The organism is Streptococcus sp. HMSC056C01, assembly GCF_001811305.1.
Taxonomy (GTDB): Bacteria; Bacillota; Bacilli; order Lactobacillales; family Streptococcaceae; genus Streptococcus.
Genome location: NZ_KV804181.1, coordinates 32,124 through 58,235, shown reverse-complemented (window position 1 = coordinate 58,235; position 26,112 = coordinate 32,124). Strand labels below are relative to the sequence as shown.

26 protein-coding genes are annotated in these 26,112 nt (G+C 37.3%); 19 read left to right on the top strand and 7 right to left on the bottom strand.

Translation table 11 applies throughout. The features are described from left to right. Positions 1-130 precede the first annotated feature (130 nt). Entirely contained in the window at positions 131-325 is a 195-nt protein-coding gene (locus tag HMPREF2795_RS00310; RefSeq protein ID WP_049502854.1) for a PspC domain-containing protein, read from the top strand. Between the two features lie 201 nt (positions 326-526). Here HMPREF2795_RS00310 and HMPREF2795_RS00305 read toward each other — a convergent pair whose 3' ends face one another. Further along, a complete protein-coding gene (locus HMPREF2795_RS00305) occupies positions 527-1,081 on the bottom strand; it encodes a GNAT family N-acetyltransferase (RefSeq protein WP_075227887.1) in 555 nt (184 codons plus the stop codon). Positions 1,082-1,189: 108 nt separating this feature from the next. Here HMPREF2795_RS00305 and HMPREF2795_RS00300 point away from each other — a divergent pair, with 108 nt between their 5' ends. Together HMPREF2795_RS00300 and HMPREF2795_RS00295 are read left to right on the top strand one after the other, a co-directional pair. Further along, positions 1,190-2,560, top strand: a complete 1,371-nt coding sequence (locus tag HMPREF2795_RS00300; protein ID WP_075227886.1) for an MATE family efflux transporter — start codon at positions 1,190-1,192, stop codon at positions 2,558-2,560. Positions 2,561-2,657: 97 nt separating this feature from the next. Next, positions 2,658-3,374 (top strand): YebC/PmpR family DNA-binding transcriptional regulator, encoded by a 717-nt coding sequence (locus HMPREF2795_RS00295; RefSeq protein ID WP_045762594.1) that lies wholly within the window; start codon positions 2,658-2,660, stop codon positions 3,372-3,374. A gap of 221 nt (positions 3,375-3,595) precedes the next feature. Here HMPREF2795_RS00295 and HMPREF2795_RS00290 read toward each other — a convergent pair whose 3' ends face one another. Further along, on the bottom strand, positions 3,596-4,270 hold the full coding sequence (locus HMPREF2795_RS00290) for a CD20-like domain-containing protein (protein WP_075227885.1): 675 nt from the start codon (positions 4,268-4,270) through the stop codon (positions 3,596-3,598). 207 nt (positions 4,271-4,477) lie between these two features. On the opposite strand from HMPREF2795_RS00290, the gene HMPREF2795_RS00285 reads away from it, so the two are divergent. From HMPREF2795_RS00285 to HMPREF2795_RS00210, 16 genes are all read left to right on the top strand, one after another. Then, positions 4,478-4,939, top strand: a complete 462-nt coding sequence (locus tag HMPREF2795_RS00285) for a MarR family winged helix-turn-helix transcriptional regulator (RefSeq protein ID WP_075227884.1) — start codon at positions 4,478-4,480, stop codon at positions 4,937-4,939. Beyond that, the gene (locus HMPREF2795_RS00280; protein ID WP_075227883.1) at positions 4,923-6,692 is read left to right on the top strand and encodes an ABC transporter ATP-binding protein; all 1,770 of its coding nucleotides are present in this window, start codon (positions 4,923-4,925) and stop codon (positions 6,690-6,692) included. The genes HMPREF2795_RS00285 and HMPREF2795_RS00280 overlap by 17 nt, the downstream gene beginning before the upstream one ends. Further along, positions 6,682-8,442 (top strand): ABC transporter ATP-binding protein, encoded by a 1,761-nt coding sequence (locus tag HMPREF2795_RS00275; protein ID WP_075227882.1) that lies wholly within the window; start codon positions 6,682-6,684, stop codon positions 8,440-8,442. The genes HMPREF2795_RS00280 and HMPREF2795_RS00275 overlap by 11 nt, the downstream gene beginning before the upstream one ends. A 64-nt stretch (positions 8,443-8,506) precedes the next feature. After that, positions 8,507-8,863 carry a DUF2200 domain-containing protein gene (locus tag HMPREF2795_RS00270; protein WP_075227881.1) on the top strand — a complete coding sequence of 119 codons (357 nt, stop codon included), beginning with the start codon at positions 8,507-8,509 and terminating at the stop codon, positions 8,861-8,863. A gap of 2 nt (positions 8,864-8,865) precedes the next feature. After that, on the top strand, positions 8,866-9,369 hold the full coding sequence (locus HMPREF2795_RS00265) for a phosphatase PAP2 family protein (protein WP_075227880.1): 504 nt from the start codon (positions 8,866-8,868) through the stop codon (positions 9,367-9,369). A 118-nt stretch (positions 9,370-9,487) separates the two neighbouring features. Further along, a complete protein-coding gene (locus HMPREF2795_RS00260; protein ID WP_000776599.1) occupies positions 9,488-9,934 on the top strand; it encodes a LytTR family DNA-binding domain-containing protein in 447 nt (148 codons plus the stop codon). Between the two features lie 4 nt (positions 9,935-9,938). Then, positions 9,939-10,613 carry a LiaF transmembrane domain-containing protein gene (locus HMPREF2795_RS00255; RefSeq protein ID WP_075227879.1) on the top strand — a complete coding sequence of 225 codons (675 nt, stop codon included), beginning with the start codon at positions 9,939-9,941 and terminating at the stop codon, positions 10,611-10,613. 105 nt (positions 10,614-10,718) lie between these two features. Next, on the top strand, positions 10,719-10,907 hold the full coding sequence (gene rpmB / locus HMPREF2795_RS00250; protein ID WP_001140948.1) for a 50S ribosomal protein L28: 189 nt from the start codon (positions 10,719-10,721) through the stop codon (positions 10,905-10,907). 150 nt (positions 10,908-11,057) lie between these two features. Then, positions 11,058-11,423, top strand: coding sequence for an Asp23/Gls24 family envelope stress response protein (locus HMPREF2795_RS00245; RefSeq protein WP_075227878.1), 366 nt, complete (start codon positions 11,058-11,060; stop codon positions 11,421-11,423). A gap of 2 nt (positions 11,424-11,425) precedes the next feature. Beyond that, entirely contained in the window at positions 11,426-13,093 is a 1,668-nt protein-coding gene (locus tag HMPREF2795_RS00240) for a DAK2 domain-containing protein (protein WP_075227877.1), read from the top strand. 164 nt (positions 13,094-13,257) lie between these two features. After that, positions 13,258-13,464 carry a hypothetical protein gene (locus HMPREF2795_RS00235; protein ID WP_049496214.1) on the top strand — a complete coding sequence of 69 codons (207 nt, stop codon included), beginning with the start codon at positions 13,258-13,260 and terminating at the stop codon, positions 13,462-13,464. Further along, on the top strand, positions 13,461-13,655 hold the full coding sequence (locus HMPREF2795_RS00230; RefSeq protein WP_075227876.1) for a hypothetical protein: 195 nt from the start codon (positions 13,461-13,463) through the stop codon (positions 13,653-13,655). Before HMPREF2795_RS00235 ends, HMPREF2795_RS00230 begins: the two co-directional genes overlap by 4 nt. Next, positions 13,642-14,526 (top strand): ABC transporter ATP-binding protein, encoded by an 885-nt coding sequence (locus HMPREF2795_RS00225; protein WP_075227875.1) that lies wholly within the window; start codon positions 13,642-13,644, stop codon positions 14,524-14,526. The genes HMPREF2795_RS00230 and HMPREF2795_RS00225 overlap by 14 nt, the downstream gene beginning before the upstream one ends. Before the next feature lies 1 nt (position 14,527). Beyond that, entirely contained in the window at positions 14,528-15,265 is a 738-nt protein-coding gene (locus HMPREF2795_RS00220) for an ABC transporter permease (RefSeq protein WP_075227874.1), read from the top strand. Next, the gene (locus HMPREF2795_RS00215) at positions 15,265-16,362 is read left to right on the top strand and encodes a sensor histidine kinase (protein WP_075227873.1); all 1,098 of its coding nucleotides are present in this window, start codon (positions 15,265-15,267) and stop codon (positions 16,360-16,362) included. The genes HMPREF2795_RS00220 and HMPREF2795_RS00215 overlap by 1 nt, the downstream gene beginning before the upstream one ends. Beyond that, positions 16,363-16,962: a response regulator transcription factor gene (locus HMPREF2795_RS00210; protein ID WP_075227872.1), complete on the top strand. Its 600-nt coding sequence runs from the start codon at positions 16,363-16,365 to the stop codon at positions 16,960-16,962. It begins immediately after the preceding gene. 134 nt (positions 16,963-17,096) lie between these two features. On the opposite strand, the gene HMPREF2795_RS00205 is transcribed toward HMPREF2795_RS00210, so the two are convergent. From HMPREF2795_RS00205 to HMPREF2795_RS00185, 5 genes are all read right to left on the bottom strand, one after another. Beyond that, complete coding sequence (locus HMPREF2795_RS00205; RefSeq protein ID WP_075227871.1) at positions 17,097-19,757, bottom strand: SNF2-related protein; 2,661 nt, start codon at positions 19,755-19,757, stop codon at positions 17,097-17,099. Between the two features lie 17 nt (positions 19,758-19,774). Further along, on the bottom strand, positions 19,775-21,025 hold the full coding sequence (locus tag HMPREF2795_RS00200; RefSeq protein WP_075227870.1) for a ParB N-terminal domain-containing protein: 1,251 nt from the start codon (positions 21,023-21,025) through the stop codon (positions 19,775-19,777). A gap of 16 nt (positions 21,026-21,041) precedes the next feature. Next, positions 21,042-22,703, bottom strand: coding sequence for a DNA cytosine methyltransferase (locus HMPREF2795_RS00195; protein WP_075227869.1), 1,662 nt, complete (start codon positions 22,701-22,703; stop codon positions 21,042-21,044). Between the two features lie 260 nt (positions 22,704-22,963). Continuing rightward, positions 22,964-25,114, bottom strand: a complete 2,151-nt coding sequence (locus HMPREF2795_RS00190) for a hypothetical protein (protein WP_075227868.1) — start codon at positions 25,112-25,114, stop codon at positions 22,964-22,966. Between the two features lie 10 nt (positions 25,115-25,124). Further along, entirely contained in the window at positions 25,125-26,084 is a 960-nt protein-coding gene (locus HMPREF2795_RS00185) for an FRG domain-containing protein (protein WP_075227867.1), read from the bottom strand. Positions 26,085-26,112: the final 28 nt, after the last annotated feature.

Sequence of the window (26,112 nt, the reverse complement as noted above, 5' to 3'; positions counted from 1 at the left end):
GCTTCCTAGTTTGCTCTTTGATTTTCATTGAGTATAAAACTAGCATCTACAGATAAAAAGTAGAAAGACTATTGAAAAAGATTTGATTTGATGATAAAATAAAAAGAAAAATTAGTATTAGGAGATTATTATGGAAAAACGTTTAGTTCGTAATGTTCAAGATAAAAAGATTGCAGGTGTTTGTGCAGGTCTTGCTGACTACTTAGATATGGACCAAACATTGGTTCGTGCTATTTGGATTCTCTTCACATTGCTAGGTGGATCAGGAATTCTTGCTTACCTCATTCTTTGGCTCATCATGCCAGAAGCTGGAACAGAAGCGTAAACTTCGTGCATCTTTATAAGATAAATCATGATAAGGCTGAGACAAAATTGTTTCAGCCTTATTTATGATGAGCTAGGGATAGTTTTTTTCAAATTTTCATCTTCTTTGGGAAAAATAAAAAATCACCTGCGACAGGTGATTGTAAATCGGTTATAGAGAAAATTACAAATCTTTAATGGAGATTCAAGGTTGCAATCTAGATTAGTGTTCACTAAAGCGACGGTACTCGATGTGGAAGTCAAAGTAATTCTCTTCTTGCAATTTTTGAAAGATATTCCGATAGGCTTCTTCATCAAAATGGTCACCACGATAGAGAATTTCAAAGCTCATACCCTCGTATTCTAAAAAGGCATTGGCAGTTTTAAAACCATTTTGTAAGTAGAAATCCATGCGGGCTTTTCGTTGTTCGAGGTTATCACAATCTTCGTCCAACCGCTCCACTTCAAGAATCATGGTACGTTGGTAAAAATCAATGAGTTTTTCAATGATTTCTCTCCCGTAGCCATGACTACGGAGATGGGGCATAATGGCAAAGAAACTAATGTAGAAAGCTTTTTGGTTGGAAATGGCAAAAGCGAAGCCGACAAATTCTTCCTCGTTATAGAAAGCGAAAAAGTGAGCATCATCTCTATCCTGGTAACTTAAAAATTCTTCCAAAGGGACCCGTTCTTCTTCAGGAAAGGCTTCCTTGTTTAATTGGTCAACTTTTTCAAGGTCTGGGAATACATCTGTAATTAACTGGCTTGTTAAGCTCATACATAGCCTCCTTTTCTGTCACGATTATACCAGATTGTTTGTATCTAGGCAACGCTTTCTTATCCAAACTCCCTTGTTCCCCTACTAGAAAGCTGATATAATAGCCTTATGAATAAAAAATCAACTGTGGACCTGATTCATGGTCCCATCCTTCCCGCGCTAATTAGTTTTGCATTACCGATTCTACTGTCCAATATCTTTCAGCAACTTTACAATACGGCTGATATCTTGATTGTTGGGCGTTTTTTAGGGCAAGAATCCTTGGCGGCAGTCGGAGCAACAACAGCCATTTTTGATTTGATTATCGGTTTTGCTCTCGGAGTCGGCAATGGAATGGGTGTTGTTATTGCACGTCTCTACGGCGCTCGTAATTTTGAAAAGATTAAGGAAGCTGTCGCAGCAACTTGGATTTTAGGGATTATCTTGAGTGTGCTTGTCATGTTGATGGGCTTTTTTGGTCTTTATCCGCTCTTACAGTACCTAGAAACACCTGCAGAAATTCTCCCTCAGTCCTATGAATATATCTCCATGATTGTTAGCTGTGTGGGGGTTAGTTTTGCTTACAATCTCTTTGCAGGATTACTGCGCTCAATTGGTGATAGCCTTGCTGCGCTTGGTTTTCTTATTTTCTCAGCCATCGTTAATGTCATTCTGGATTTGTATTTTATTACACAATTGCAGTTGGGAGTTCAGTCTGCAGGTCTCGCAACCATCATCTCGCAAGGTTTGTCCGCAATTCTCTGCTATTTCTATATTCGCAAGAGTGTTCCAGAGCTCCTTCCTAGGTTGAAGGATTTTAAATGGAATAAGGCCCTCTATGTCGATCTCTTAGAGCAGGGGCTAGCCATGGGCTTGATGGGTTCAATCGTCTCTGTCGGAAGTGTTATTTTGCAATCCTCTGTCAATAGTTTTGGAGCAGTCATTATCAGTGCTCAGACAGCAGCACGCCGAATCATGGCCTTTGCCTTATTGCCAATGACGGCTATCTCAGCATCGATGACGACTTTTATCTCTCAAAACTTTGGGGCAAAACGTCCAGATCGCATTGTCCACGGTCTTCGACTAGGGAGTTATATCAGTATGGCTTGGGCAAGCTTTGCTTGTGTATTCCTATTTTTTGCAAGTCCTAGCCTAGTTTCTTTCCTGGCAAGTTCGACAGACGGTTACTTGATTGAAAATGGGGCTTTGTACCTACGCATCAGTTCTGTATTCTATCCGTTTTTGAGTCTTTTATTGATCTATAGAAATAGCTTGCAGGGTCTCGGTCAAAAATTCTTGCCACTTGTATCAAGCTTTATCGAGTTTTTTGGTAAAATTTTTTTCGTGGCTTGGATTATTCCTTGGACAGGTTATACAGGTGTGATTCTATGTGAGCCCCTTCTCTGGCTAGTTATGACTGCCCAACTTTACTTCTCACTTTCCAAACATCCATGGATCAAAGAAGGCAAAAAACTCTTGGCTACTGGCGGGAAATCCTAGCTTAATTTACAAAAGAAAAATCCATTTCCTCTAGTGAAAATCGGATAGACTTGTGTTATAATAAGAAAGATTAAAATGTGAAAAAAGGAGATTCCTAATGGGACGTAAATGGGCCAATATCGTAGCTAAGAAAACGGCTAAAGATGGAGCTAACTCTAAAGTATATGCAAAATTTGGTGTAGAAATCTATGTAGCAGCTAAAAAAGGTGAGCCAGATCCAGAACTAAACACTGCTTTGAAATTCGTTATCGATCGTGCCAAACAAGCGCAAGTGCCAAAACACGTTATTGATAAGGCTATTGATAAAGCAAAAGGAAACACAGACGAAACCTTTACAGAAGGACGTTACGAAGGTTTCGGACCAAATGGTTCAATGCTCATCGTTGATACCTTGACTTCAAACGTTAACCGTACAGCTGCCAACGTGCGTGCTGCCTTTGGTAAAAACGGTGGGAACATGGGAGCTTCAGGTTCTGTATCTTACCTCTTTGACAACAAAGGTGTTATCGTCTTTGCAGGTGAAGATGCTGATGCTATCTTTGAACTCTTGCTTGAAGCAGATGTCGATGTAGACGATGTAGAAGCAGAAGAAGGAACAATCACTGTTTACACAGCTCCAACTGATCTTCACAAGGCTATCGTTGCTTTGCGTGAATCTGGTATTGAAGAATTCCAAGTAACTGAATTGGAAATGATTCCTCAATCAGAAGTTGAGTTGTCAGGTGAAGATTTGGAAACATTTGAAAAACTCTACGGAGTCCTTGAAGACGACGAAGACGTACAAAAAATCTACACAAACGTAGACGGATTCTAAAAATAAAAATAACCCCTTTGAAAATTCAGTGTTTTCAAGGGGGTTGTTTATCTTGTGATAACAAAAGGGTAGGAAAGAAACAAAGATTTCTTTTGCTCAAAACGTTATTAGTAATCTATAATTGTCCATAATCCAATGGATTGTGGAAATATCCTGGTGTTGGGATTTAGAAATCGAGACTTGGTCTACCGATTGCTATTCCCGGCACCTTTTTAGTTATGTTAAACTTTCACTCCAGAATCAGATTGTTCTTTTCGGTCCAGTCCGACAGCAAATTTACGGATCAGAAGAAACTGGCCATTTTCTTGTTTTACGAAGGTGAGCACAACTGTCTTAGGATCTGAACTGATGGAGAGATAGGTGATTCTTTTTATTTCATAGTCTCCCATAACTGAATCTGTTTCTGAATCTGGGATTCCGTGTTTCCTGATAATATCTTTGTAGTTGCTGCCTCCCTTCCCGCTATCAGAAGTGTCCCCTTCTACCAAGGCATCAAACTGTTCCTGACTCCAAGTGAAGAATTCGGTATCCTCTTCGTCATCTTCCTCAGTTGTACTACTATCAGGAAGTTCATCATACTCCCCAGCATTAGTTGAAAAAGTGATGTTTCTATAGGGGTGACTAAAGGTTCTGGCAAGGTCAGTAAAGACATTAGTAGATAGAACTTGAGTTATTAAAACTAGGACAATGGAAATAAGACCTAAGGTTGTCCCGATGATAGCTAATGTTTTACGGTTTCTGAGATTGATGGCAATACCCAAAACTCCTAAAATCAAAGAGGCAATGGCAAGGAAAAATGATAGGATGTTTACAATAGGTATCCAAGAACCAAGAAGTGCCAGGGTTCCAAAGATGATGGCAAAGATTCCTAAGATTTTCTGTTCTTTTTGCTTCATTTGTGAATTACTCATTTCTAGTAAACTGGATTTGTGTTCGTGTGAGATAGTGTTTATTATAGATAAAATAAGAGCTGATGTCAATTTATACCGAGATAGTTCTCATAGAAACTTTTTTCTTGACATCTTTTCTGAAAATGATAAAATAGTTCTCATGAAAACCAATTGGTTCTCGTGAGAACTATTTATGTGTAAAAAGGAGCAATCATGGATAAGCCGATGTTAGCTTTTAAACGTTTTGGGCATCAGGTTCACCTTATGGTGCAACAGGAAGCTAAACGTTGTGGTATTGAATTTATGGGTGGACCGCAGGGCCAAGTCATACGATTTTTAGACTATCGTGAGGAGTCTGAACAGGCGGTGTTAATCAAGGATATTGAGCAGGAACTCAATATCACCAAGTCAGTCGCCAGCAATCTAGTGAAGCGTATGGTACAAAATGGTTTGGTGGAATTGGAAGTGAGTCCAAATGACAAGAGAGCCAAGTACGTTCGATTGACGGATAAATCACGATCTCAGATGCAAGAAGTTAAGGCTTTTTTTGATCGGATTGATCAGAGTCTACTAGATGGTGTTTCAAAGTCAGACTTGGCAATCTTTGAAAAGGTACTCGGTCAACTACAAGCAAATGTAGGAAAAATAGGAGGGGATAATGAAGAAACTCGCTAAACGTATTACAGGAAAAGAGTGGGGAATGATTGTCCTTACGATTCTTTTCACTTGTTTCTCGGTCTATCTCGAGTTAGAGGTGCCGACCTACATTTCGCAAATTACAGCATTACTTGGGACACCAGGGACGCAGTTGGGTGAACTCTGGTCACCAGCTGCGAAGATGATTGGATTGTCGTTATTGGCTTTCTTTTCATCTGTTATGGTTGGTTTCTTTGCTGCTCGTGTTGCAGCCTCCTACACGGCTCATTTACGCAGTGATATTTTTAATCGTGTATTGGATTATTCTCAGACAGAAATTAAACGTTTCTCTATTCCTAGTCTTTTGACTCGGACGACCAATGATATTACCCAGGTACAGATGCTCTTTACCATGGGCTTGCAAGTGGTCACTCGTGGGCCAATTATGGCTATCTGGGCCATTGGAAAAATCCTTGGGAAATCGGAATACTGGATCTGGGCAGTAGTGGTGGCCGTTATCGTCAATGTTCTGATGACAACTGTTCTCATGACGCTAGCCTTTCCAAAACAATCTGTCATCCAGAAATTGACAGATAAACTCAATAGTATCACTCGTGAAAGCTTGACAGGGATTCGAGTGGTTCGTGCTTACAATGCTGAGGATTACCAAGATAAGAAATTTGAAGAAGCTAATGATGAGGTCACACGACTCAATCTCTTTGTCAGTCGCTTAATGGCCATTATGAACCCAATTATGATGGGGATTTCGAGTGGATTAAGTTTAGCCATTTACTGGATTGGTGCCTATATCATCAACGACGCAAGTTTGGCAGAACGTTTGCCACTCTTTAGTGATATGGTGGTCTTCATGTCCTATGCTATGCAGGTCGTGATGGGCTTCCTTCTCATGGGAGCGCTCTTTATCGTTCTTCCTCGTACCTTGGTTTCTGCAGGACGTATCAATCAGGTGCTAGACTTGCATTCTTCTATTGAAAATCCTAGTCAACCACAGACGGCAGATTCATCTATTCAAGGTCAAGTGGAATTCCGTGATGTAACCTTCCGTTATTCTAAAAACTCAGAAGCGGTTGTGGAGCATGTCAGTTTCAAGGCAGAAGCAGGACAAACCATTGCCTTTATCGGCTCAACTGGTTCTGGTAAATCTACGCTTGTGAACCTCTTGCCTCGTTTTTATGATGTATCAGATGGGGAAATCCTAGTAGACGGCGTCAATGTGCAGGATTATGATTTGGAAGACTTGCGGAATAAAGTCGGCTATATCCCACAAAAAGCCGTCCTTTTCTCAGGAAATGTCAAAGGCAATCTAGACTTCGGTAAAAGTCAAGAAAGCCCACTAAGCGAGACTGCTATGTGGCAAGCTCTTGAGTTGGCTCAGTCTAAAAGCTTCATCGAGGATAAGGAAGCAGGTCTAAACTCAGAAGTGGCCCAAGGTGGGACCAACTTCTCAGGAGGACAAAGACAACGTTTGGCCATTGCGCGTGCCTTGGCTCGTAAGCCAGAGATTCTCATTTTTGATGATTCATTCTCAGCCTTGGACTACAAGACAGACCGTATCTTGCGCCAAGAACTAGCTGAAAAAACCCAATCTATGACCAAGTTGATCGTTGCCCAACGTATTTCAACCATTATGGACGCAGACTTGATCTTAGTCTTAGATCAGGGTAAAGTCGTGGGACAAGGCACCCACAAGGAACTTCTTGCAACCAACGAAATTTACCAAGAAATTGCCTATTCACAACTATCGAAGGAGGAATTGGAACATGGAAAATAAGAAGATGTCCTTTTGGAAACAATATAAACCTTTTCTAGCAGGTCTCCAACTTCCTCTACTAGTTGCAGTTGTGGCTGCTGTATGTTCAAGTATTATCACTGTTTATGGACCAACTAAGATTAAGGAAATCACCAACTTGATTTCAGACGGTTTGGCTACAGAAATCGATTTGGTAGCTGTGTCTAGCATCGCCAGCTTTTTAGCTGTTTTGTATGTGCTTGGTGCCATTCTCAACTATACTCAAGCCTATATCTTTTCAACGAGTATCCAACATTTTTCAAAACGCTTGCGGACGGCCATTGCTGAAAAAATTAATCGTCTGCCACTTGCTTATTTTGACCGTCATTCTCAAGGAGATACTCTCTCACGTGTAACCAATGACGTCGATACGGCAGCTCAGTCCCTCAACCAAAGTCTGGGAACGGTTCTCTCAGCTAGCTTCTTGCTGATTGCTGTTTTGATTACCATGTTTGGGATGAACTGGATTTTGGCATTGGTAACAGTTGTTTCAACCCTTGTAGGTTTTGCAGCTGTTTCAGTCATTATGGCTAAGTCACAAGGTTATTTTAAAGCCCAACAAAACAATCTAGCAGCTGTCAATGGTTATGTGGAAGAAATGTACTCAGGTCACAATGTGGTGACCAGCTATAACGCTGCGGACACCACTAAAGAAACATTCGCAGGATTGAATCAAGACCTACATGATAGTATTTGGAAATCTCAATTTATTTCTGGAATCATGATGCCAGCAATGATCTTTGTTGGGAACTTTAGCTATGTTTTGGTGATCATCGTCGGTGCAGTTCTAGCTCTTGAAGGACATATCAGTATCGGTATCATCGTAGCCTTCATGGTTTATGTTCGTACCTTCTCGCAACCCTTATCACAGATTGCCCAAGGAATCACCAGCTTACAACAAGCTAGTGCAGCCATGACTCGTGTCTTCGAATTTCTAGGTGAAGAGGAAATGGAAGATGAATCTCATAAGGAAAGACAATTGACCAACATGAAGGGTGAAGTGGTCTTTGACAGAGTTTCATTTGGCTACACACCGGAGCGAACGATCATTCATGACTTTTCTGCGACAGCTCATGCAGGTCAAAAGGTCGCGATTGTCGGACCAACTGGTGCTGGGAAAACTACCATAGTTAACCTCTTGATGAAATTCTATGAGATTGATAAGGGAAGTATTCGCATTGATGGTGTGGATACCAAGGCTATGAAGCGCTCAGAAGTACACGATGCCTTTTCAATGGTCTTGCAGGATACCTGGCTCTTTGAAGGAACCATTCGTGACAATCTCATTTACAATCAAACAGGTATCAGTGATGAACGTGTGATTGAAGCTGCCAAAGCAGTAGGGATTCACCACTTTATCACAACCTTACCTGATGGATACGATACAGTCTTAGATGATACAGTGACCTTGTCAGTCGGACAGAAACAACTCTTGACCATTGCTCGTGCTCTGCTCAAGGATGCTCCGCTCTTGATTCTGGATGAAGCAACATCCTCAGTCGATACTCGTACGGAGGAGTTGATTCAAAAGGCTATGGACCGTTTGATGGAGGGACGCACATCCTTTGTCATCGCCCACCGTTTATCAACAATCCGTAATGCTGACTTGATTCTGGTCATGAAAGAAGGAAACATCATCGAGCAAGGCAATCATGAGGAACTCATGGCTCAAGGTGGTTTCTATGCCGACCTCTACAATAGTCAATTTACAGAAGATGAAGTAGAAGAATAAAACCAAAGAAGGCTTGACGGCCTTCTTTTTCTTCTTTATACTGGTATAATAGAAAGAGGAATGTATGAGTCAGAAATTATACAATATGAAATTTTCAACTGTCTATCCAGCCTTGATTGCAAAGGTTGAGCGAAAGGGTGGAAGGGCAGAGTCCGTTCACCAAGTGACCAGTTGGCTGACAGGTTATGAGGTGAGTGAGATCCTCGCTTGTCTGGATAGGGATCTTACTTATGGAGATTTTTTTCGACAGGTACCGTCTTATGCACCTGAACGGATGGCGATTACAGGGAAGATTTGTGGTGTTCGTATTGAGGAAATTGAGGATCCTCTGATGCAGGAAATCCGCCGTCTGGACAAATTAGTGGACTGGCTTGCCAAAGGGAAAACAGCCCAGCAGGTCCTAGAAAAGTATGAGAAATAGATATGAAAAACTATCAAGAGTGGTACGACAAAAGGAAATCAAGCCTCCTTCAACATCCACAGCTATTACAATTGATGCGAGTTTTTAATCGCATGATGACAGTTCTGATTCCCCTAGCCTACATGGCCTTGTTGGGGACAAGCTTTATGAGCAAGGGATTGGGAAAAGAATTTGCCACCTATATCTTAGTGCCAGCTTCTGGCTTTGTCCTATTGACGCTAGTTCGTAAGTGGATCAATCAAGCACGACCTTATGAGACTTGGGGAATTGTCCCACTATTAGACAAGGACAGTTCTGGCAATTCAATGCCCAGTCGCCATGTCTTTTCAGCAACCATTATTTCCATGGCTTGTGTGCATGCAAATCTGCCTGCAGGGTTGATTTTATTGGTCTTATCAGCTCTTCTCGGTCTTGTGCGGGTTTTAGGAGGCGTTCATTATCCCAAGGATGTTCTGGTAGGCTATGCCTGTGGGCTCCTTTGGGGAATTCTTTTCTTTATTTTGTGAAATGCAAAGCAAGTGGGCTTGGCCTCGTAACCACTTACGGGTCAAAAGTGACCACTTGCTTTTTTGCCCTTGTAAAGTCTTCTGGGCTTTGGTATAGTAGATGCAGAAAGGAGATAGGATGAAGTTACGAATCGAGATTGATAGTGAATTAACTGAGACAGAGATTGTCATCAAGGCTGCAGCCCTGACAGATGAAATAGCTGATTTGCAACGACTCTTGCAAGAAACCAAGGCTCCTAGGTTGATCTTTTATAAGGGGACGGGTGAGTACTACTTAGACTTGTCAGAAATTCTCTTTTTTGAGACAGAAGGTAGCAAGATTTACGCTCATACCCAGAAAGAAGCCTACGAGGTTCGACTCAAGCTTTATGAGTTGGAGTCCATTCTGCCCCGCTATTTCAGTCGGGTATCCAAGTCGACCATTGCCAATATCCGGCAGGTTTACTCGGTGGACAAGTCCTTCTCAGGGACAGGCACTATTTCCTTTTATCAGACCCACAAGGAGGTGCACGTGTCACGGCACTACCAATCCCTCCTAAAAGAAAATCTAAGAAACATGAGGTAAGAAGATGAAAAAGAAAGCATTTGGTATTGTGTTGCTAGTATTGGCAGCCTTAGTATTATTACAGGGGAATTTTGGAATCCCTTCACTTGAAGGGGAAATTTGGCCCTTGATCGGTATTGGATTTTTTGCCTATCAATCAGTTGAGGCAATCCTTCGTCGTCATTTTACTTCAGCCTCTGTTACAGCCCTAGTAGCCCTCATGATTGCTAATCATTTTTATGACTTTTTACCAATTCCCAATCAATCACTGTTCTGGGCGAGTGTTCTCATCGTGCTTGGAGTAAGTATGCTGACTCACTCAAATAAGACTTGGAGTGGAAAGACATTGTGGAACAATAGAGAGAAAAAAGTTTCTACTGATAAGGAAATCATTTTTGGTAGTGGGACTTTTTATAATCAAGACCAAGACTTGGTAGAAGACCAAGTGGAAGCTGTTTTTGGAGATGCTAAGATTTACTATGATAATGCAAATATTCTGGGTGATGTAGCAATCTTAAGTGTGGACGTAGTTTTTGGAAGTGCAACCATTTATATCCCTCAACATTGGAAAGTGGATCTTAGGGTAGAATCAGTGTTTAGCAATCCGCAGGTCGAAGTGGCGACAGCCCCAACCAGCAAAACTTTGATTATCCGTGGAGACGTTGTTTTTGGGAAATTAGAAGTTGTTTACGTTAAATAAAAAAATCTTCCAATCCCCTTGCCAAAAAAGAGAAAGTGTGATAACATAGTACAGTATGTGGTGCTAGCACATCCGCTATATTAGATCTAATAGGAGGAAAACACAATGGCTAAAGTATGTTACTTTACAGGTCGTAAGACTGTATCAGGAAACAACCGTTCACACGCGATGAACCAAACAAAACGTGCCGTAAAACCAAACCTTCAAAAAGTTACTGTACTTATCGATGGTAAACCTAAAAAAGTTTGGGCTTCAGCTCGTGCTTTGAAATCAGGTAAAGTAGAACGCGTTTAATAAAGAGTAAAAGGCCATCAGGTCTTTTTCTTTTGCTCTAAGCTCAAAAAGTCTCGTCAAAGGAGCAAATATCCGCCGATACAGTATTCTGCTTTTACACTTGGCTTGAAATATGATAAAATAGAGTATCAACTAGTTGAGGTAGAAAAAATGACTGTAAAAATTAATACAAAAGATGGTCAAATCGAACTAACAGATGAAGTGATTGCTACCGTTGTAGGCGGTGCAGCAACTGAGATTTTTGGTGTGGTCGGTATGGCAAGTAAGAAAGCCCTCAAAGATAATTTCCAAGCCCTCCTTAGGAAGGAAAATTATTCTAAAGGTGTCGTTGTAAAAGCGGCCGAAGATGGTAGCATTGCAGTTGATGTATATACCGTGTTGAGTTACGGAACAAAAATCAGTGAAGTCTCAAAAAATATCCAAGAGCGTGTTCGATTTAGTTTGGAAAACCAACTTGGCATCACTGCTCAAACTGTGAATGTCTACATTCAAAATATCAAAGTTGTAGGAGAATAATCGTGTCAAATATTACTACAAGCTTATTTCAAGAAATGGTACAGGCTGCATCTACTCGTTTGAACAAGCAAGCCGAATATGTCAACTCATTGAACGTCTTCCCAGTTCCAGATGGAGATACAGGAACAAACATGGGAATGACTATCGAAAACGGTGCTAAAGAAGTAGCAGACAAACCAGCTTCAACAGTTGGTGAGGCTGCAAGTATCTTAGCTAAAGGTCTTTTGATGGGTGCGCGTGGGAACTCAGGAGTTATCACTTCTCAGCTTTTCCGAGGATTTTCGCAAGCTATCAAGGAAAAAGATGAATTAACAGGGAAAGATCTAGCTCGTGCCTTCCAATCAGGAGTTGAAGTAGCCTACAAGGCTGTTATGAAGCCAGTTGAAGGAACAATCTTGACTGTATCACGTGGTGCTGCCATCGGTGCTAAGAAAAAAGCAGAGCAGACAGACGATGCTATCGAGGTTATGCGTGCAGCCTTGGATGGAGCTAAAGCGGCTCTTGCTAAAACTCCTGAAATGCTTCCAGTATTGAAGGAAGTTGGAGTTGTAGACTCAGGTGGTCAAGGTTTGGTCTTCATCTATGAAGGCTTCCTTTCAGCTCTTACTGGTGAATATAGCGCTTCTGAAGACTTTGTAGCGACTCCAGCCAACATGAGTGAAATGATCAATGCTGAACACCATAAGTCTGTAGCCGGACATGTGGCAACAGAAGACATCACCTTTGGTTACTGTACAGAAATCATGGTTGCCCTTAAACAAGGCCCAACTTATGCTAAAGAGTTTGACTACGAAGAATTCCGTAACTACTTGAACGAACTTGGGGATTCACTTCTTGTTGTCAATGACGATGAAATCGTTAAAGTTCACGTCCATACAGAAGATCCAGGTCTTGTTATGCAAGAAGGTCTGAAATATGGTAGCTTGGTTAAGGTTAAAGTCGATAACATGCGTAACCAACACGAAGCACAAGTAGAAAAAGAAGCAGCTCAAGTCAGCAAACCAGCTGAAGAAAAAGAATATGCCCTTATCGCAGTAGTAGCTGGACAAGGCTTGGCAGACATCTTCCGTGCTCAAGGTGTGGACTATGTCATCGAAGGTGGACAAACCATGAACCCTTCAACAGAAGACTTTATCAAGGCCGTTGAGCAAGTCAATGCTCGCAACATTATCTTCTTGCCGAACAACAAAAACATCTTCATGGCAGCTCAATCTGCAGCTGAAGTGTTGGAACAACCAGCAGTAGTGGTAGAAGCTCGTACCCTTCCTCAAGGATTGACCAGTCTTCTTGCCTTCGATCCAAGCAAGTCTATCGAAGAAAATAAAGAACGCATGACTGCAGCTCTTGGTGATGTAGTCAGCGGTAGTGTAACAACAGCTGTCCGTGATACGACTATCGATGGTTTGGAAATTCATGAAAATGATAATCTTGGTATGGTTAATGGTAAGATCCTCGTATCAAACCCTGATATGCACCAAACTCTGACTGAAACTTTGAAACATATGTTGGATGAAGACAGTGAAATCGTAACCTTCTATGTCGGAGAAGACGGAAGCGAAGAATTGGCTAACCAAATCGCCCAAGAAATCACAGAAGAATTTGAAGATGTAGAAGTTGAAATCCACCAAGGTCAACAACCAGTGTACCCATATCTTTTCAGTGTGGAATAAGAATTAAATAGAAAACGAAAGAGGTCGGGATTTCCCGACCTTTTTTGATTTGGAAAGAATTCTATTTTCATAGCTGAGTAGACTTTTTGTGACATTTGTCATATCTCCTCATGACAGAAGCTTCTAGTGACACATGCTTCAAAGAATTATAATAGATGTATCAAATGGAGGAAGAAAAAATGAAACATAAAGTAATTTTCGCAATGAGTTTAGTAGCAGCAGGAGTCATGACTTATCTCATGTTTTCAGGATTGGACGAAGGCTTCTATCATTTTCCTTGGGAGTTATTTGCAGGCTTTGGCATGATGTCTTGGTTGATCCGGGAAGGTTTGAAATTGGTCTCAGATGTGAAAAAGGAGTTTGAAAAATGAAAAAAGCGATTCTCTATCTCTTTATTGCACTATCACTAGTGGTATGGTTGGTCGAAATGTTTACAGGTTGGTTTGATCAAGCCTTCCTTCACCAATTCATCCGTGGTGCCTGGGGATTAGGATTTATGATTTTTATCGCCTTTCCGATGGGAAAGGAGTGGCTGAAAGGAGAATATCATGAACATGATTAAGGTACAAGGCTTACATAAAAATATCAAGGGCAAGGCTATTTTGAAGGATATTTCCTTTGAGGTAGCTGAAGGTGAATGCGTCGCCTTGATTGGACCCAATGGTGCTGGAAAGACCACACTCTTGGACTGTTTACTTGGAGATAAACTGGTCACAAGCGGTCAAGTATCCATCCAAGGCTTGCCAGTGACGAGTTCTCAGTTAGACTACACAAGATCCTACCTCCCTCAAGAAAATGTCATCGTTCAGAAATTAAAGGTCAAAGAGTTGATTGCTTTCTTTCAAAGCATTTACCCAAATCCCTTGAGCAATCAGGAAATCGATCAACTATTGCAGTTTGACCAGCAACAAAAAGAGCAATTGGCAGAAAAATTGTCAGGTGGGCAAAAGCGTCTCTTCTCTTTTGTCTTGACCTTGATTGGCCGACCAAAGCTAGTCTTTTTAGATGAACCAACTGCTGCCATGGATACTTCAACCCGTCAACGTTTTTGGGAAATTGTTCAGGACCTAAAAACTCAGGGAGTCACCATTCTCTATTCGTCCCATTATATCGAAGAGGTAGAGCATACAGCGGACCGAATTTTGGTTTTGAATAAGGGAGAGTTGATTCGTGATACGACACCTCTAGCCATGCGCAGTGAGGAGATTGAAAAGCACTTCATCCTACCTCTGGCTTACAAGGAAGTCATTGAGCAGTCTAACCTGGTTGAAAACTGGTCACAAAAACAAGATGCCCTGCAAGTAGTCACACGCGAAGCGGATGCTTTCTGGGAACTGTTAGTGCAAGCAGGATGTAGGATTCAAGAAATTGAAGTCAATAACCGTAGCTTGCTGGATACAATCTTTGAAGAAACACAAAAGGGAGATGACTAAGATGAAACGATGGATCGCACTAAACAAGATAGAATTTCTATTGACCAAACGTCAATTAGTCTATTATCTATTATCCGTAGGGATGCCGACGGCCTTCTATTTATTCTTTTCAGGCATGTACCAGGACACACCAGATGGGCCAGCAAATTTTATGCGCGACTACCTCATCTCTATGACAGCTTTTTCTATGATGTCGACAGCTATGTTTTCATTCCCAGCTGTCTTACATACCGATAAAATCAACAACTGGCAGAAAACATTACGCCATACTCCAGTAAATATGGTAGAATATTATCTATCAAAGATAACAAGTATGATGGTTGATTATCTGGTTTCAATCCTGGTTGTTTTCTCAGTTGGGCACTTGGTCAGGGGTGTGGATATGCCTCTAGGAAGCTGGGTTGGGGCTGCGCTCTTGCTGATTGCGGGAAGTATAGCTTTTGTAGCTCTTGGCTTGACCTTGACTCTCTTACCTTCTAGTCAGTTGATGTCTGTCGTGGGCAATCTTCTCTATCTAGGCTTGGCTGTTTTAGGCGGACTCTGGATGCCCATCACTTTATTTCCAGACTGGATGCAAGCAATCGGGAAGTGTCTACCAACCTATCAGTTGATGGAGTTGCTCAAAACCTTCTTAAACGAGGGTGGCATCAATTTATCAGCCACAGTTTATCTACTTGTTTTTTCAGCAGTTTTATTTGGTTTGACTATTTACCTTCAAGGTCATAAGGAGAATGCTTAATGCTTGAAAGACTGAAAAACATACACTATATGTTTTGGGCCAGTTTAATTTTTATGATTTTCCCCATCCTACCTGTAGTGACTGGGTGGCTTTCTGCCTGGCATTTACTAGTTGATATTCTATTTGTGGTGGCTTATTTAGGCGTTTTAACAACTAAGAGCCAGCGCCGATCTTGGCTATATTGGGGCCTCATGCTGACTTATGTAGTTGGGAATACTGCCTTTGTTGCTGTTAATTATATCTGGTTTTTCTTTTACCTTTCTAATCTCTTAATTTATCATTTCAGGGTGCGGAGTCTTCGTTCTCTGCATGTCTGGACTTTTCTCCTTGCTCAAGTTCTTGTTGTTGGACAACTCATGATGTTTCAGTCAGTCGAAACTGAGGCTGTAGCCTTTGAGCTTGGGATTCTTACTTTTGTCGATTTGATGACATTGGGCTTGGTTCGGATTCGCATTGTTGAGGATTTGAAAGAAGCGCAGGCCAAGCAAAATGCCCAGATAAATCTATTGCTTGCTGAAAATGAACGTAGTCGTATCGGTCAGGATTTGCATGATAGCCTGGGGCATACCTTTGCTATGCTGAGTGTCAAGACAGATTTAGCCTTGCAGTTGTTTCAGATGGAGGCTTATCCACAGGTGGAAAAGGAATTAAAAGAAATTCACCAGATCAGCAAGGACTCCATGAATGAAGTGCGAACCATTGTGGAAAATCTGAAATCACGGACCCTAACTTCAGAGCTTGAAACTGTCAAGAAGATGCTTGAGATTGCTGGGATTAAGGTTGAGGTTGACAATCAATTGGACAAGGCTAGTTTGACCCAGGATGTAGAGTCGACAGCTGCTATGATTTTGTTAGAACTGGCGACCAATATCATCAAACATGCCAGCGCTAATAAAGCCTATCTAAAACTGGAACGTACAGATCAGGAATTGCTCCTGACAGTCAGAGATGATGGGAAAGGTTTTGCAACTGTAAAAGGAAATGAACTCCATACAGTCCGAGATCGTGCTGCAGCCTTCTCAGGTCAAGTAGAGCTGGTCAGTTTGAAACATCCAACAGAGGTGCGCGTGCATCTGCCTTATAAGGAGAGAAAGTAGATGAAAGTATTAGTCGCAGAAGATCAAAGTATGCTTAGAGACGCCATGTGCCAGCTCTTGAGCTTTCAACCAGATGTGGAGACTGTTCTGCAGGCGAAAAATGGAGCCGAGGCTATTGAGGTTTTGGGGAAAGAAGCAGTAGATATTGCCATCCTTGACGTTGAAATGCCAGTCAAGACTGGACTAGAAGCTCTCGAGTGGATCAAACAAGAAATGCCTAAAACCAAGGTGGTTATTGTTACAACCTTTAAACGGCCAGGTTATTTTGAACGAGCGGTCAAAGCAGGAGTCGATGCCTATGTCTTGAAAGAGCGGAGCATTGCCGAGCTCATGCAAACCCTGCATACGGTGTTAGAGGGGCGCAAGGAGTATTCTCCAGAGCTCATGGAAGTCATGATGACTCATCCCAATCCCTTGACCGAGCAGGAAGTCGCTGTCTTGCATGGAGTTGCCCAAGGCCTATCTAACCAAGAAATTGCGGACAAACTCTACCTCTCAAACGGCACCGTCCGTAATTACATGACCAATATCCTCTCCAAACTAGGTGCCAGCAACCGAACCGAAGCGGCCAAAACTGCCGAAGAAGAAGGCTGGTTGTGAGGGGATAAATAAAAATCTCCTGAATAAATCAGGAGGTTTTTATTTATTTCTTATTACGCACAGAGTATATTAATGGCAGAAAAAAACTATCTGAGTCAGAAAATTTGAAAATTTCGAGAGTAAAAAAGTTCATTTTAGTTCTGGTGTGATAAAATACGTTTTCTTTCTTCATCTATAATACTAATTGCTTCATCAATTTCATTCTGAGAAAATTCTGGTGATAGGGTATTACTATCAATAGCTTTGTACATTATGTTAGACTTAGATTCCAGTTTCTTATAAATCTGTTGGTCAATATAACCTGGATCACCACTATCATCTGGTTCACATTTGGTTTGTAGATAATAATATCGTGTGTATTGGTTATCTTCTAATCCTAATCTATGAATCCTATCTCTAGATTGAAGCATAAAAGTTAGATTAAAATTGTATTCAAAATATAAAGCATCATGAACTTCTTTATGCAAAGATACTGATTCACCTAGAGTTTGAGGATTAGAAATCATAACCATGGTATTACCAAATCGAAAATCATCAATGAGATTCTGTCTATCAGAAACGTCCGTACCACCATACACTAAATTAGCTTTCACTCCAATTTGATCTAACCTATTTTGTATTTTTTTCATGGTATCAACAAATATTGCCCAGACTATGACTTTTTTCCCCTCAGATATGAGCTTTTGAATTTTTTCAATACCTTTCTCAAATTTAGGAGAAATCATACTAGAAAAGTCAAACTCATCATATCCTTTGGCTTCTTTGATTACTGAGTCAGAAGTATTCTGTAGTCGATTATTAAATATTTCTTCCGATATTTCAACGGTGTCATCTTGATCATTATCATCTGCAAACCACATATCTTTATATTCAATCTTTTTGTTAAGTAATTCAGGATTTGTGGATGCTTGTATTAAACGAATCAATCTAGCCAAACTCGAAGATTCGTTATAGTATATGGACTGTGCTAATTGTTTCTGCTCTTCGCTAGGTTCCACAACCAAAAATTTATCTGGATCTGGTTTAGGTACTCCTAAATCGTTTTTGTTTAAGCGCCAGAAGAATGGAATTAAAGCTTTATTAATTTCTTCAATTTTCCTAACACTAGGATTTTTTAATTCATCTAAATTCCATCTAAAAAAGGAATTATACTCATTTGAATACAATAGATGGAGGAAATTATAGATATCTTGATAAGAATTAGGTATAGGTGTCCCAGTTAAAACAAACTTAAATCTTGAATCCTTAACTAGTTCTAAAGCAGCTTGAGCACGAACTCCAAAAGGATTTTTTATTCTATGAACTTCATCAAAGACAATCATTGTCTTAATTGACAACAATTCCTGCAACTTCTCTTTGTATTTTGTCAGCGATTCATAATTCACTAATACAAGATTTGATGTTTTCCAGTTCAAAGATAAATCGTAATCAAAATCTTTGGAACTTTGACAATCAATTACTTCTAACTGTTTCTTGTTTCCAAAAACTTGTTTAAATTCTTCTTTCCAACTGTTGAAGGCATTAATAGGACAAATAACCAATAAATTATCTACATGCTCACTTTCAACTTTCGAGGAATTCAAAAATGCAAAAACGGCCAAAATCATAGCAGTTTTACCAGAACCTGGCACAGAAAAATTCGCAGCTCTAGCCATCCTGTATTCGTAGAAGGCTGCCTCAAGTTGCAATTTTTTAAACGGCCGTACAACCTCTGAACTAACAACAGAAACAAACTCTTCAAACTTTTCTTGTTCCCTATGAATTGTATATTGTTCAGGTGATTTTAAATAAATTCCCAACTTACGATATTGTTCAATCGAGTATTGATTTGACTTTAGGTATTCTTGTACTTCCTCTGATACTTCAACTATAATATTTTTTCTATCACATCTTTTCCTTGTTTCTTTAATAATGTAATTTATATCCATATAAGAAAATTCTGGTTTGATAGTGGAATTATCATCTTCAAAATATTTATTGGACAAATCCGATCCAGGCTTTAGTTTTCTATCTGAGCTTGTGATCTGTATAGAAGAGTTATCTTGACGTACAATTATATTTCCACTTTTTAAATAAAAATAGATATTATTTTCTGACTGATTTTCTTTAACTTTATTTAATGTGGAATATTGCTGGTATTTTTTTATTTCATCATAAACAATTCTTGTAGCATCAATTGTCAGAATATCTTTCTCTTCATTTTTCCACAATCGGTCAAATCTATTTTTGTTAGCTAATATTCGTGTTTGAACATTCGTACTTGAATCCCAAGAAACATCTACAGAAATACTTTCATAATTGTATTCTAACCCGTTTCTAGTTTCGTTAACAGATCCGTTAAAAAAGACAGTTTCATCATCTGAATCAATAAGACCAAATTTATCATGAAAAATCCCTCGTCCTCTAGGAATAACTGCAAATTTGACCTCTGCATGATTACATGCAATCATGAATGCTAAATTACCTAACGATTCTTTCGTTTGATCATTTAGAATAGTTTGTCTTAACTGAGTAGGCAAATCTACTAAACTATTTTTAAGAGCATATCCTTCTTGAATTTTTTTAAAATCTTCTTCAGAGATATCTGTAGAAATTATAAATTGAGCAAATCCATTATTTCCAAATAATTTATCCAACCCCTTTGAATATAACCCTAGTCCTTCGCTAGAAAAATAGGCTGAGACTCTTCTATAAATAGTAGCTTCAGATAGTACAGGTTCATAGAATTCTTTAACCAAATTTTCACTTTGATATGTTGGTTGTATTAGGTTTTTAAGTTTTAGAGAAAATACCATTTCTTTTCCCCTTTTCTCTATTTGGATAATTTAAATGCTAAATCTCTAATTTCTTGAAGAATTTCTTTCGCCTCAAAAAATTCTTTTTCATACAGTTCTTTTAAATCTTCAGAAGATAAATCTTCTAATGTATCTCTAATTTCCTGCAATTTTACTAAGGATTGTCTGCGATTTGCTGTTATTTGGCCTTTGTTTGATAATCTGTTAGTTGTTTGTAATAATTTACTTGATATTTCTGCTATCTCAAGATTGTTATTTAGATTATTTTTTAAATCACTTGCCTGATCTATTGGATTAGACTCAAAAAAATCAATAATATTATCTACATGCTCATCAGTAGCACTTATGAAATGTTCTTTCATTTCAGGATTATCTAAAATATTATATTTGACATCTCGAATTTTTCTGGTAATATCTCTATCACCAACTTCAGACTTCGCAATCTGTACTGCTAAAATAGTTAGTACATTTTGAGTTATCGTCTCTTTATCTTTTTTTAATTTGTTAATTGTTCTTTCAATATCTTCCAGAGGTCCATCTAACTTCAATTCTCTAGCAAGATAAAATTTATCAATAGGATTTTCGTTGGGAGCGACTATAGATAAGAACTTGATAATCAATTTAGCGAGTCGTAAGTCTTTGTTAATCCCCTTAGTGTTACCAGCACCACTAGCTTTTTTGTATTCCTCAGGAGTCATTAGTTTTTGAACTTCAATTGTATTGTAAACATCAAAAATACGATCAATTGGATCATAACTAACTCTTTCTTCACGGCCAAGCTGCAAATCTAATTCTAACTCTTTTATTTTCTTTTCATCAATTTTATTACTGATATCAAATGAAAGTATAACAGCTTCGAAGTATTGTTGGATTTTTGTTTCTTTTTGTATTCTACGGAGAGCTGTAAATCTACGATTTCCATCAATAACTCTTCCGTCGGAAAGAATTACACCAGGTTCTTGTTGTCCTTTTTCAGAAATAGAAACTTGAGTATCCTTTAAAGCTTGCTTTTTAGACTCAAAAATAAATTTTTCAAATATTTCATTATATTTTGACTCTCCAATCTCTGGTGTTAATTTTCCATGATTTGATATGTATTGATGGTAAACTGTATTAATACGACCATTTTGATCATTATAGTATAAATATTCTAACGGGAATTTATAGACTGGGTAGTCGTTTGTTTCACTCCCAATAGTCAGACGTTTTGTTAAAGTTGTTTTTTCAATATTTCCATTTTTTATCAATTCATTTAAATCATGATTCATTTTCATTCTCCATTCATTATTTTCCGTAAATTATTATCGGGACTAGGTAAATAGACATTAACTGGCTCAATGGAATCTTATCCTTAAGTTGAGTGAACTCTGTTCCAGAGACATCAACCTCAATGTCTTCATTTTCTATATGGTTGTATATTAATTTGCCAATATAATTGATGATATAATATGGATGTGAAATATCATCCAGAAAGTACCCATACTTCTTGTTTTCTAAATTTAATTGTTTGGTCGAGTATTTTCTAAGAATTTCATTATTTTTCAGTTCCTCTATTAAATCAGGTTTTAATTTACGAAGAAGTTTTTTGGCTTCCATTTGATTAGAACGGGAGATAATTATACTTTTGAACCCTTTACCTGTTCCAGCATGCGCGATTACACCCCAATTCCCAACTTTTCCATTAACTTTATTAGTTAAGTCAACAGTCATATTTCCTGACTTAATAGGAAATTGTCTAAATAATGCTTTTTCACTTCGCTTGGGAGGATTATTGAAATCTTTAATCTTTTTATTATCCAAATATTTGAATTGACTTAGATCTTTATCAATATTCTTAGCAGGTAAAAGTGGTGAATTTATTAATTCTAAAATTTTCACAGCTAAAGCGAAAGATAATTGAACGCAAACAGCATTTCCTATTTGTCTCCACTTTGTAGGCTCATCACCGAAGAATTGATAGTCTAATGGATACCCCATAATACAAGCTGCTTCTCTGATAGTTGGCAATCGATACTCGCCGTCACCTTTTCTATTACAATTTGAGTTATATAGAATAGCCTCTCTAGTACTAGCTGACTGTGTAGCCATAATTGTCCGGCTTGGCTTATTCATATTTTCTGGAAATGACATCTTCCCCATATAAGGATGTCTTTGCTTTAAATCCCTAGCTTTTTGCCACTGTACTTGATAGACGCCTGTATCATAAAAATGGTCTTTAAAATCTTTAATACTTACCTTTTCGATGGGATAGTTGGGATCCACAATAAAATCACAGGATGAATGGGCTAATGGGGTGGGAAAGTTCTTAAATAATTTATTTAGAGTTACTTTCTCTTGTTTTAATTTATCAGGGAAAGGGAAATTTCCTGTTTTTGTTATTTCTCCACTGACAAAACGTCTCCTTGATTGAGCTGCTCCATAATCGTCCGCGTGTAAAATACCACCATTATACTTGGATCTTATTGCAATAGATTTGGGATTTAAGTTTTGAGACAGAGCCCATTCTGCTAAATCTAAGTCTTCAAATGTGTATTCTTCTTGGACATAGTTTTGTGAATTTGGGACATTCTCCATTAACCATGCTTTTAACTTGGAATTCTTTTGAAATTTCTTTACGGCAATTACTTTATAAAAAGTTTTAATTAAATTAATACCTGAATCTTTATTAGCATTTCCTCCTTGATTAGAAAGAGAAAACAACTGGCATGGTGGACTACCAATGATGATATCTGTATCGGGCAACTTATTTATTTCTTCTATATTCTCAAAATCAAGTACACTTTTTATATTATCATTTAATCCGTGATTAAAATTATGTGTGGTAATCGCAGGTTGCCAGTTATCAATTCCCATTATTACATCGTAACCTGCTCTTCGAAAACCTTCAGAAAAACCACCTGCCCCACAAAAAAAATCAATTACAGTTAAACGGTTTAATTCTTGCATATTATCTATAAATCTTTCTATATTTCTAACTATTTTTAATATTTACTTCATCAAAAAAGCATTGTATTTCAAAGAACATCAATCTATGACCAATTAATTTAGGTAAAAGCTTAAAAATATTCTATGATACGTCTCAGCAATGAAACACCCAAAAGATAGATTTTCTGAGTGATAATCTCAGGTTTCATTTCATTTACAATGATGTACACTAGTTCATCAAAATCATTTTTAAATAAAGTTATTCATTTCTTGAAAAGATTTTAATTGTTTATAATATTTTTAATATAGTCTTTTGAAATCCAAAAAGTTTGTTTTGGAAGTTGTTCTCCGTTTGTAAATAAAAATAAATCCTCTTTATTTATCGCTTTTGGCTGTACATAAATAATATCTCCGTTTTTTACAGTAGGAAATTTACTAGTTTCACCTTCAATAAATGCATTAATTGTTTCTTTGTACAATTGTTGTACCTTCTCACTATATTCATCTAACAGATTAAAGTTAAAGTCACGCTTTATAGTTATATGTGTTATTAATTCTTTTCCTGTGCTATCTTCTTCAACATCAATTACATATATGTTATACTTTTTGATTAATTCGTTGTATAAGGTAGACTCAGAAAAAGTTTTAAAATCACTTTCTTTGATTTCCTTATCATTAGTAAGTCTATCTTCTATACTTAAATTTTGATAGAGTTCAGAAAAAGTTTTAGAAGACAAGTAAAAACTTTCCATTATATTACCATTTACCCTTCTGATGACTCTAATATTATCCATTTGTATTTTATCATAGTTAAATTTTAATATTAAAGATTGATATTTTGAATCAGGATTGTCATTTAAAAATTTAATTAATTTATTAATATACACATCATCTAAATTTTTATTAACAACATTATTTTCTATCTGTTTTTCATATTCATCAATTATTTCATTATATAGGTTATCGTTCTTAAAACTGTTATAATTATATTCTTTTTTTGAAATAATCTCTTTAAATTTCTCAAAATAAACTTCGAAGATTCTTTCTTTTCCTTCAGCATCTGCTATATTTTCATAATGCTTAATCACAAAACTCTCAAAGTAATTTTTTGCATATCTATCTATTAAATCTTTTTCTGTGGTTTCTCTATTTTTCTTTTTCCACCAAGATTCTACTTCGTTTAGAAATACAATTTTTTGAATTATTTCTTCAGATTTTGATTTTAGTCTTATTTCATCTCCTTCCTGCAATACAATTTCCGAATAAATCAAGCCAATTTGAGTTTCTAAATCACCTTTATTAAAGTTTTTACTTTGACCTGGTTTGTTGTCCACGATCAAAAATTGTTTTACAAATTGCAATGGAGTGAGTCCTCCATCTCGTTCAACTTCACCAGTTTTTAAAATATGTATCTCTGAAAGCAATTTATTTAGATTCATAACTTTTTCGGAAATTGCTATGAAATCTTCATCTGTAATTGGATTTTGTGTGTTCAATCCTCTCGTAATAAAGTTAGAATATTTGTTTTTCCCTTGAATTACTGTAAGTTTTACTTTTATTTGAGAAATTAATGATTCCAATTTTTTCAATTTTTCTTCATCCGATTGATACTGGTATTTTAATTCGCTATAGACTAAGAAGAAATTTGTTATTGTCTGTGCACCATTAATTACACTACAAAAATTACGATTCAATTCAATCTCATCATTTTGAAAATTAAAATTACTAGGATTTTCGTTGTCTACAAATACAGTAATTCCATTATGACTAAACCAGAACAATGGAGGGTCATAATCATTTTGGTCTCCTACATTATCAGAAGTATCATCAATTATTGATAAGTATTTACTAAATATAGAGCGAATAGTTGATTTATTTGAAATTATTCCATCCCTAACATTTCTTCTAAATAACTTCACCCCCGTGCAGTTATATAGCTTTTTAATTTCAGACAAAGAACAATTAACAACTATCGCTGACAAGTTTTCGTTTCGTTCAGGTGATTCTAAATAGTTTATTCCATCATCTTCTACTTGGATAGTAATATAATCTGAATCCTGAAAATATACAGAATTAAATAAAGCAAAGTTATTCTCAATTTTATTTTTCTTTGTAGCACTATCTTCTTCTTGTTTAAGCTTCTGTATTGTTTCACGCTCTTCTTCCCAACTATTAAAAGAAACAAATATATCACGTTCACTTAATTGCGCATGAGTCATTTCTGCAAGTAATTTTTCATATTCAAAATCTTCACTTTTAAAACTTCCATGAAATTGATAAATAAGAACATCCTTATAACTATCGTCATCACTCATATCTTTAAATAATACTAGTCTATTCTCATCAATTTTTTCAATTTGTGATTCATCAATTTCAGAAATAGAAGGTAAGATTCCTTCTTTTACCCAATTGTCTATCTGTAAATCATTCATTTTCTTCCCTCTAATCTTTCAAACTAATTTTTAATTTATTGAACTCATTTTGTATTTTTTTAAGAATCTCTTTTTTTACATCAGCATCTATGGTCAAATTTTTAACATATTCTTCTAGATTCCTTCTTTCCTTTCGTAGCAACCTTAGTATATTTTTTCTATCAACTTCTAATTTAGAATGTATCTCAAATGATATTCTTTCTAAAGCAGTATCAATTTCCTGTATATAAAAATTACTGTTTTCTAAAAAAATATCATCCTTAGATATTGAGTATAACCGTTTTTTTATTAAATCTCTTTTTTTATCTTTTTCTGGATAAATTGTAGACTCATTAATATTGAAAAAAATATCTAGCTCTTTAAGAATTTCAGCTTTATCTTTAGCTTCAATTCTATATCTCTTATAGTAAATAGTTGGAATTTTTTTTATTTTTTGGCCTGGAAACAAAATAAATCCACCGCTTTGAGATTTAATTCTACTATTACTTTGGATATGTGAAAGAACTTTGAAATTTTGATAATAAGGCTCAATTTCTCCATTAATTAATTTTTCATAATATTTGTTAATATAATTCGAACTGGGGGAGTAGGCTTTAGGGAATCTAAATATATAAATATATCCATCTTTATATTTTGAGGATGAAGATGCAAAAAAAATTGATGGTAATATACTAAAAGTAATATCAAGTAACCTGCTTAGTGCTAAAAAATGTTGCCCTTCAATTGCTTTTGACAGAGGATTCAAATTTTTATCATCAACTATTTTATAATCAGTTATCAAATTGATTAGTTCTTTATCTGGTATACTACCTTCAATTTTCTTCTCTCTAAACAATGTAGGTGTCAGCTTTGTAGCTTTATAGTCTTCTGCTTCACCTCTAAAACAAAAGGTAAATTCTTGATTATCATCTTTATCTTCAAATTCTTCAATTTTTGAATAGATTTCTTCAATAATTTTTTGTAAAATCATGACTCACTTCCAATTCTATTTCTAGTTT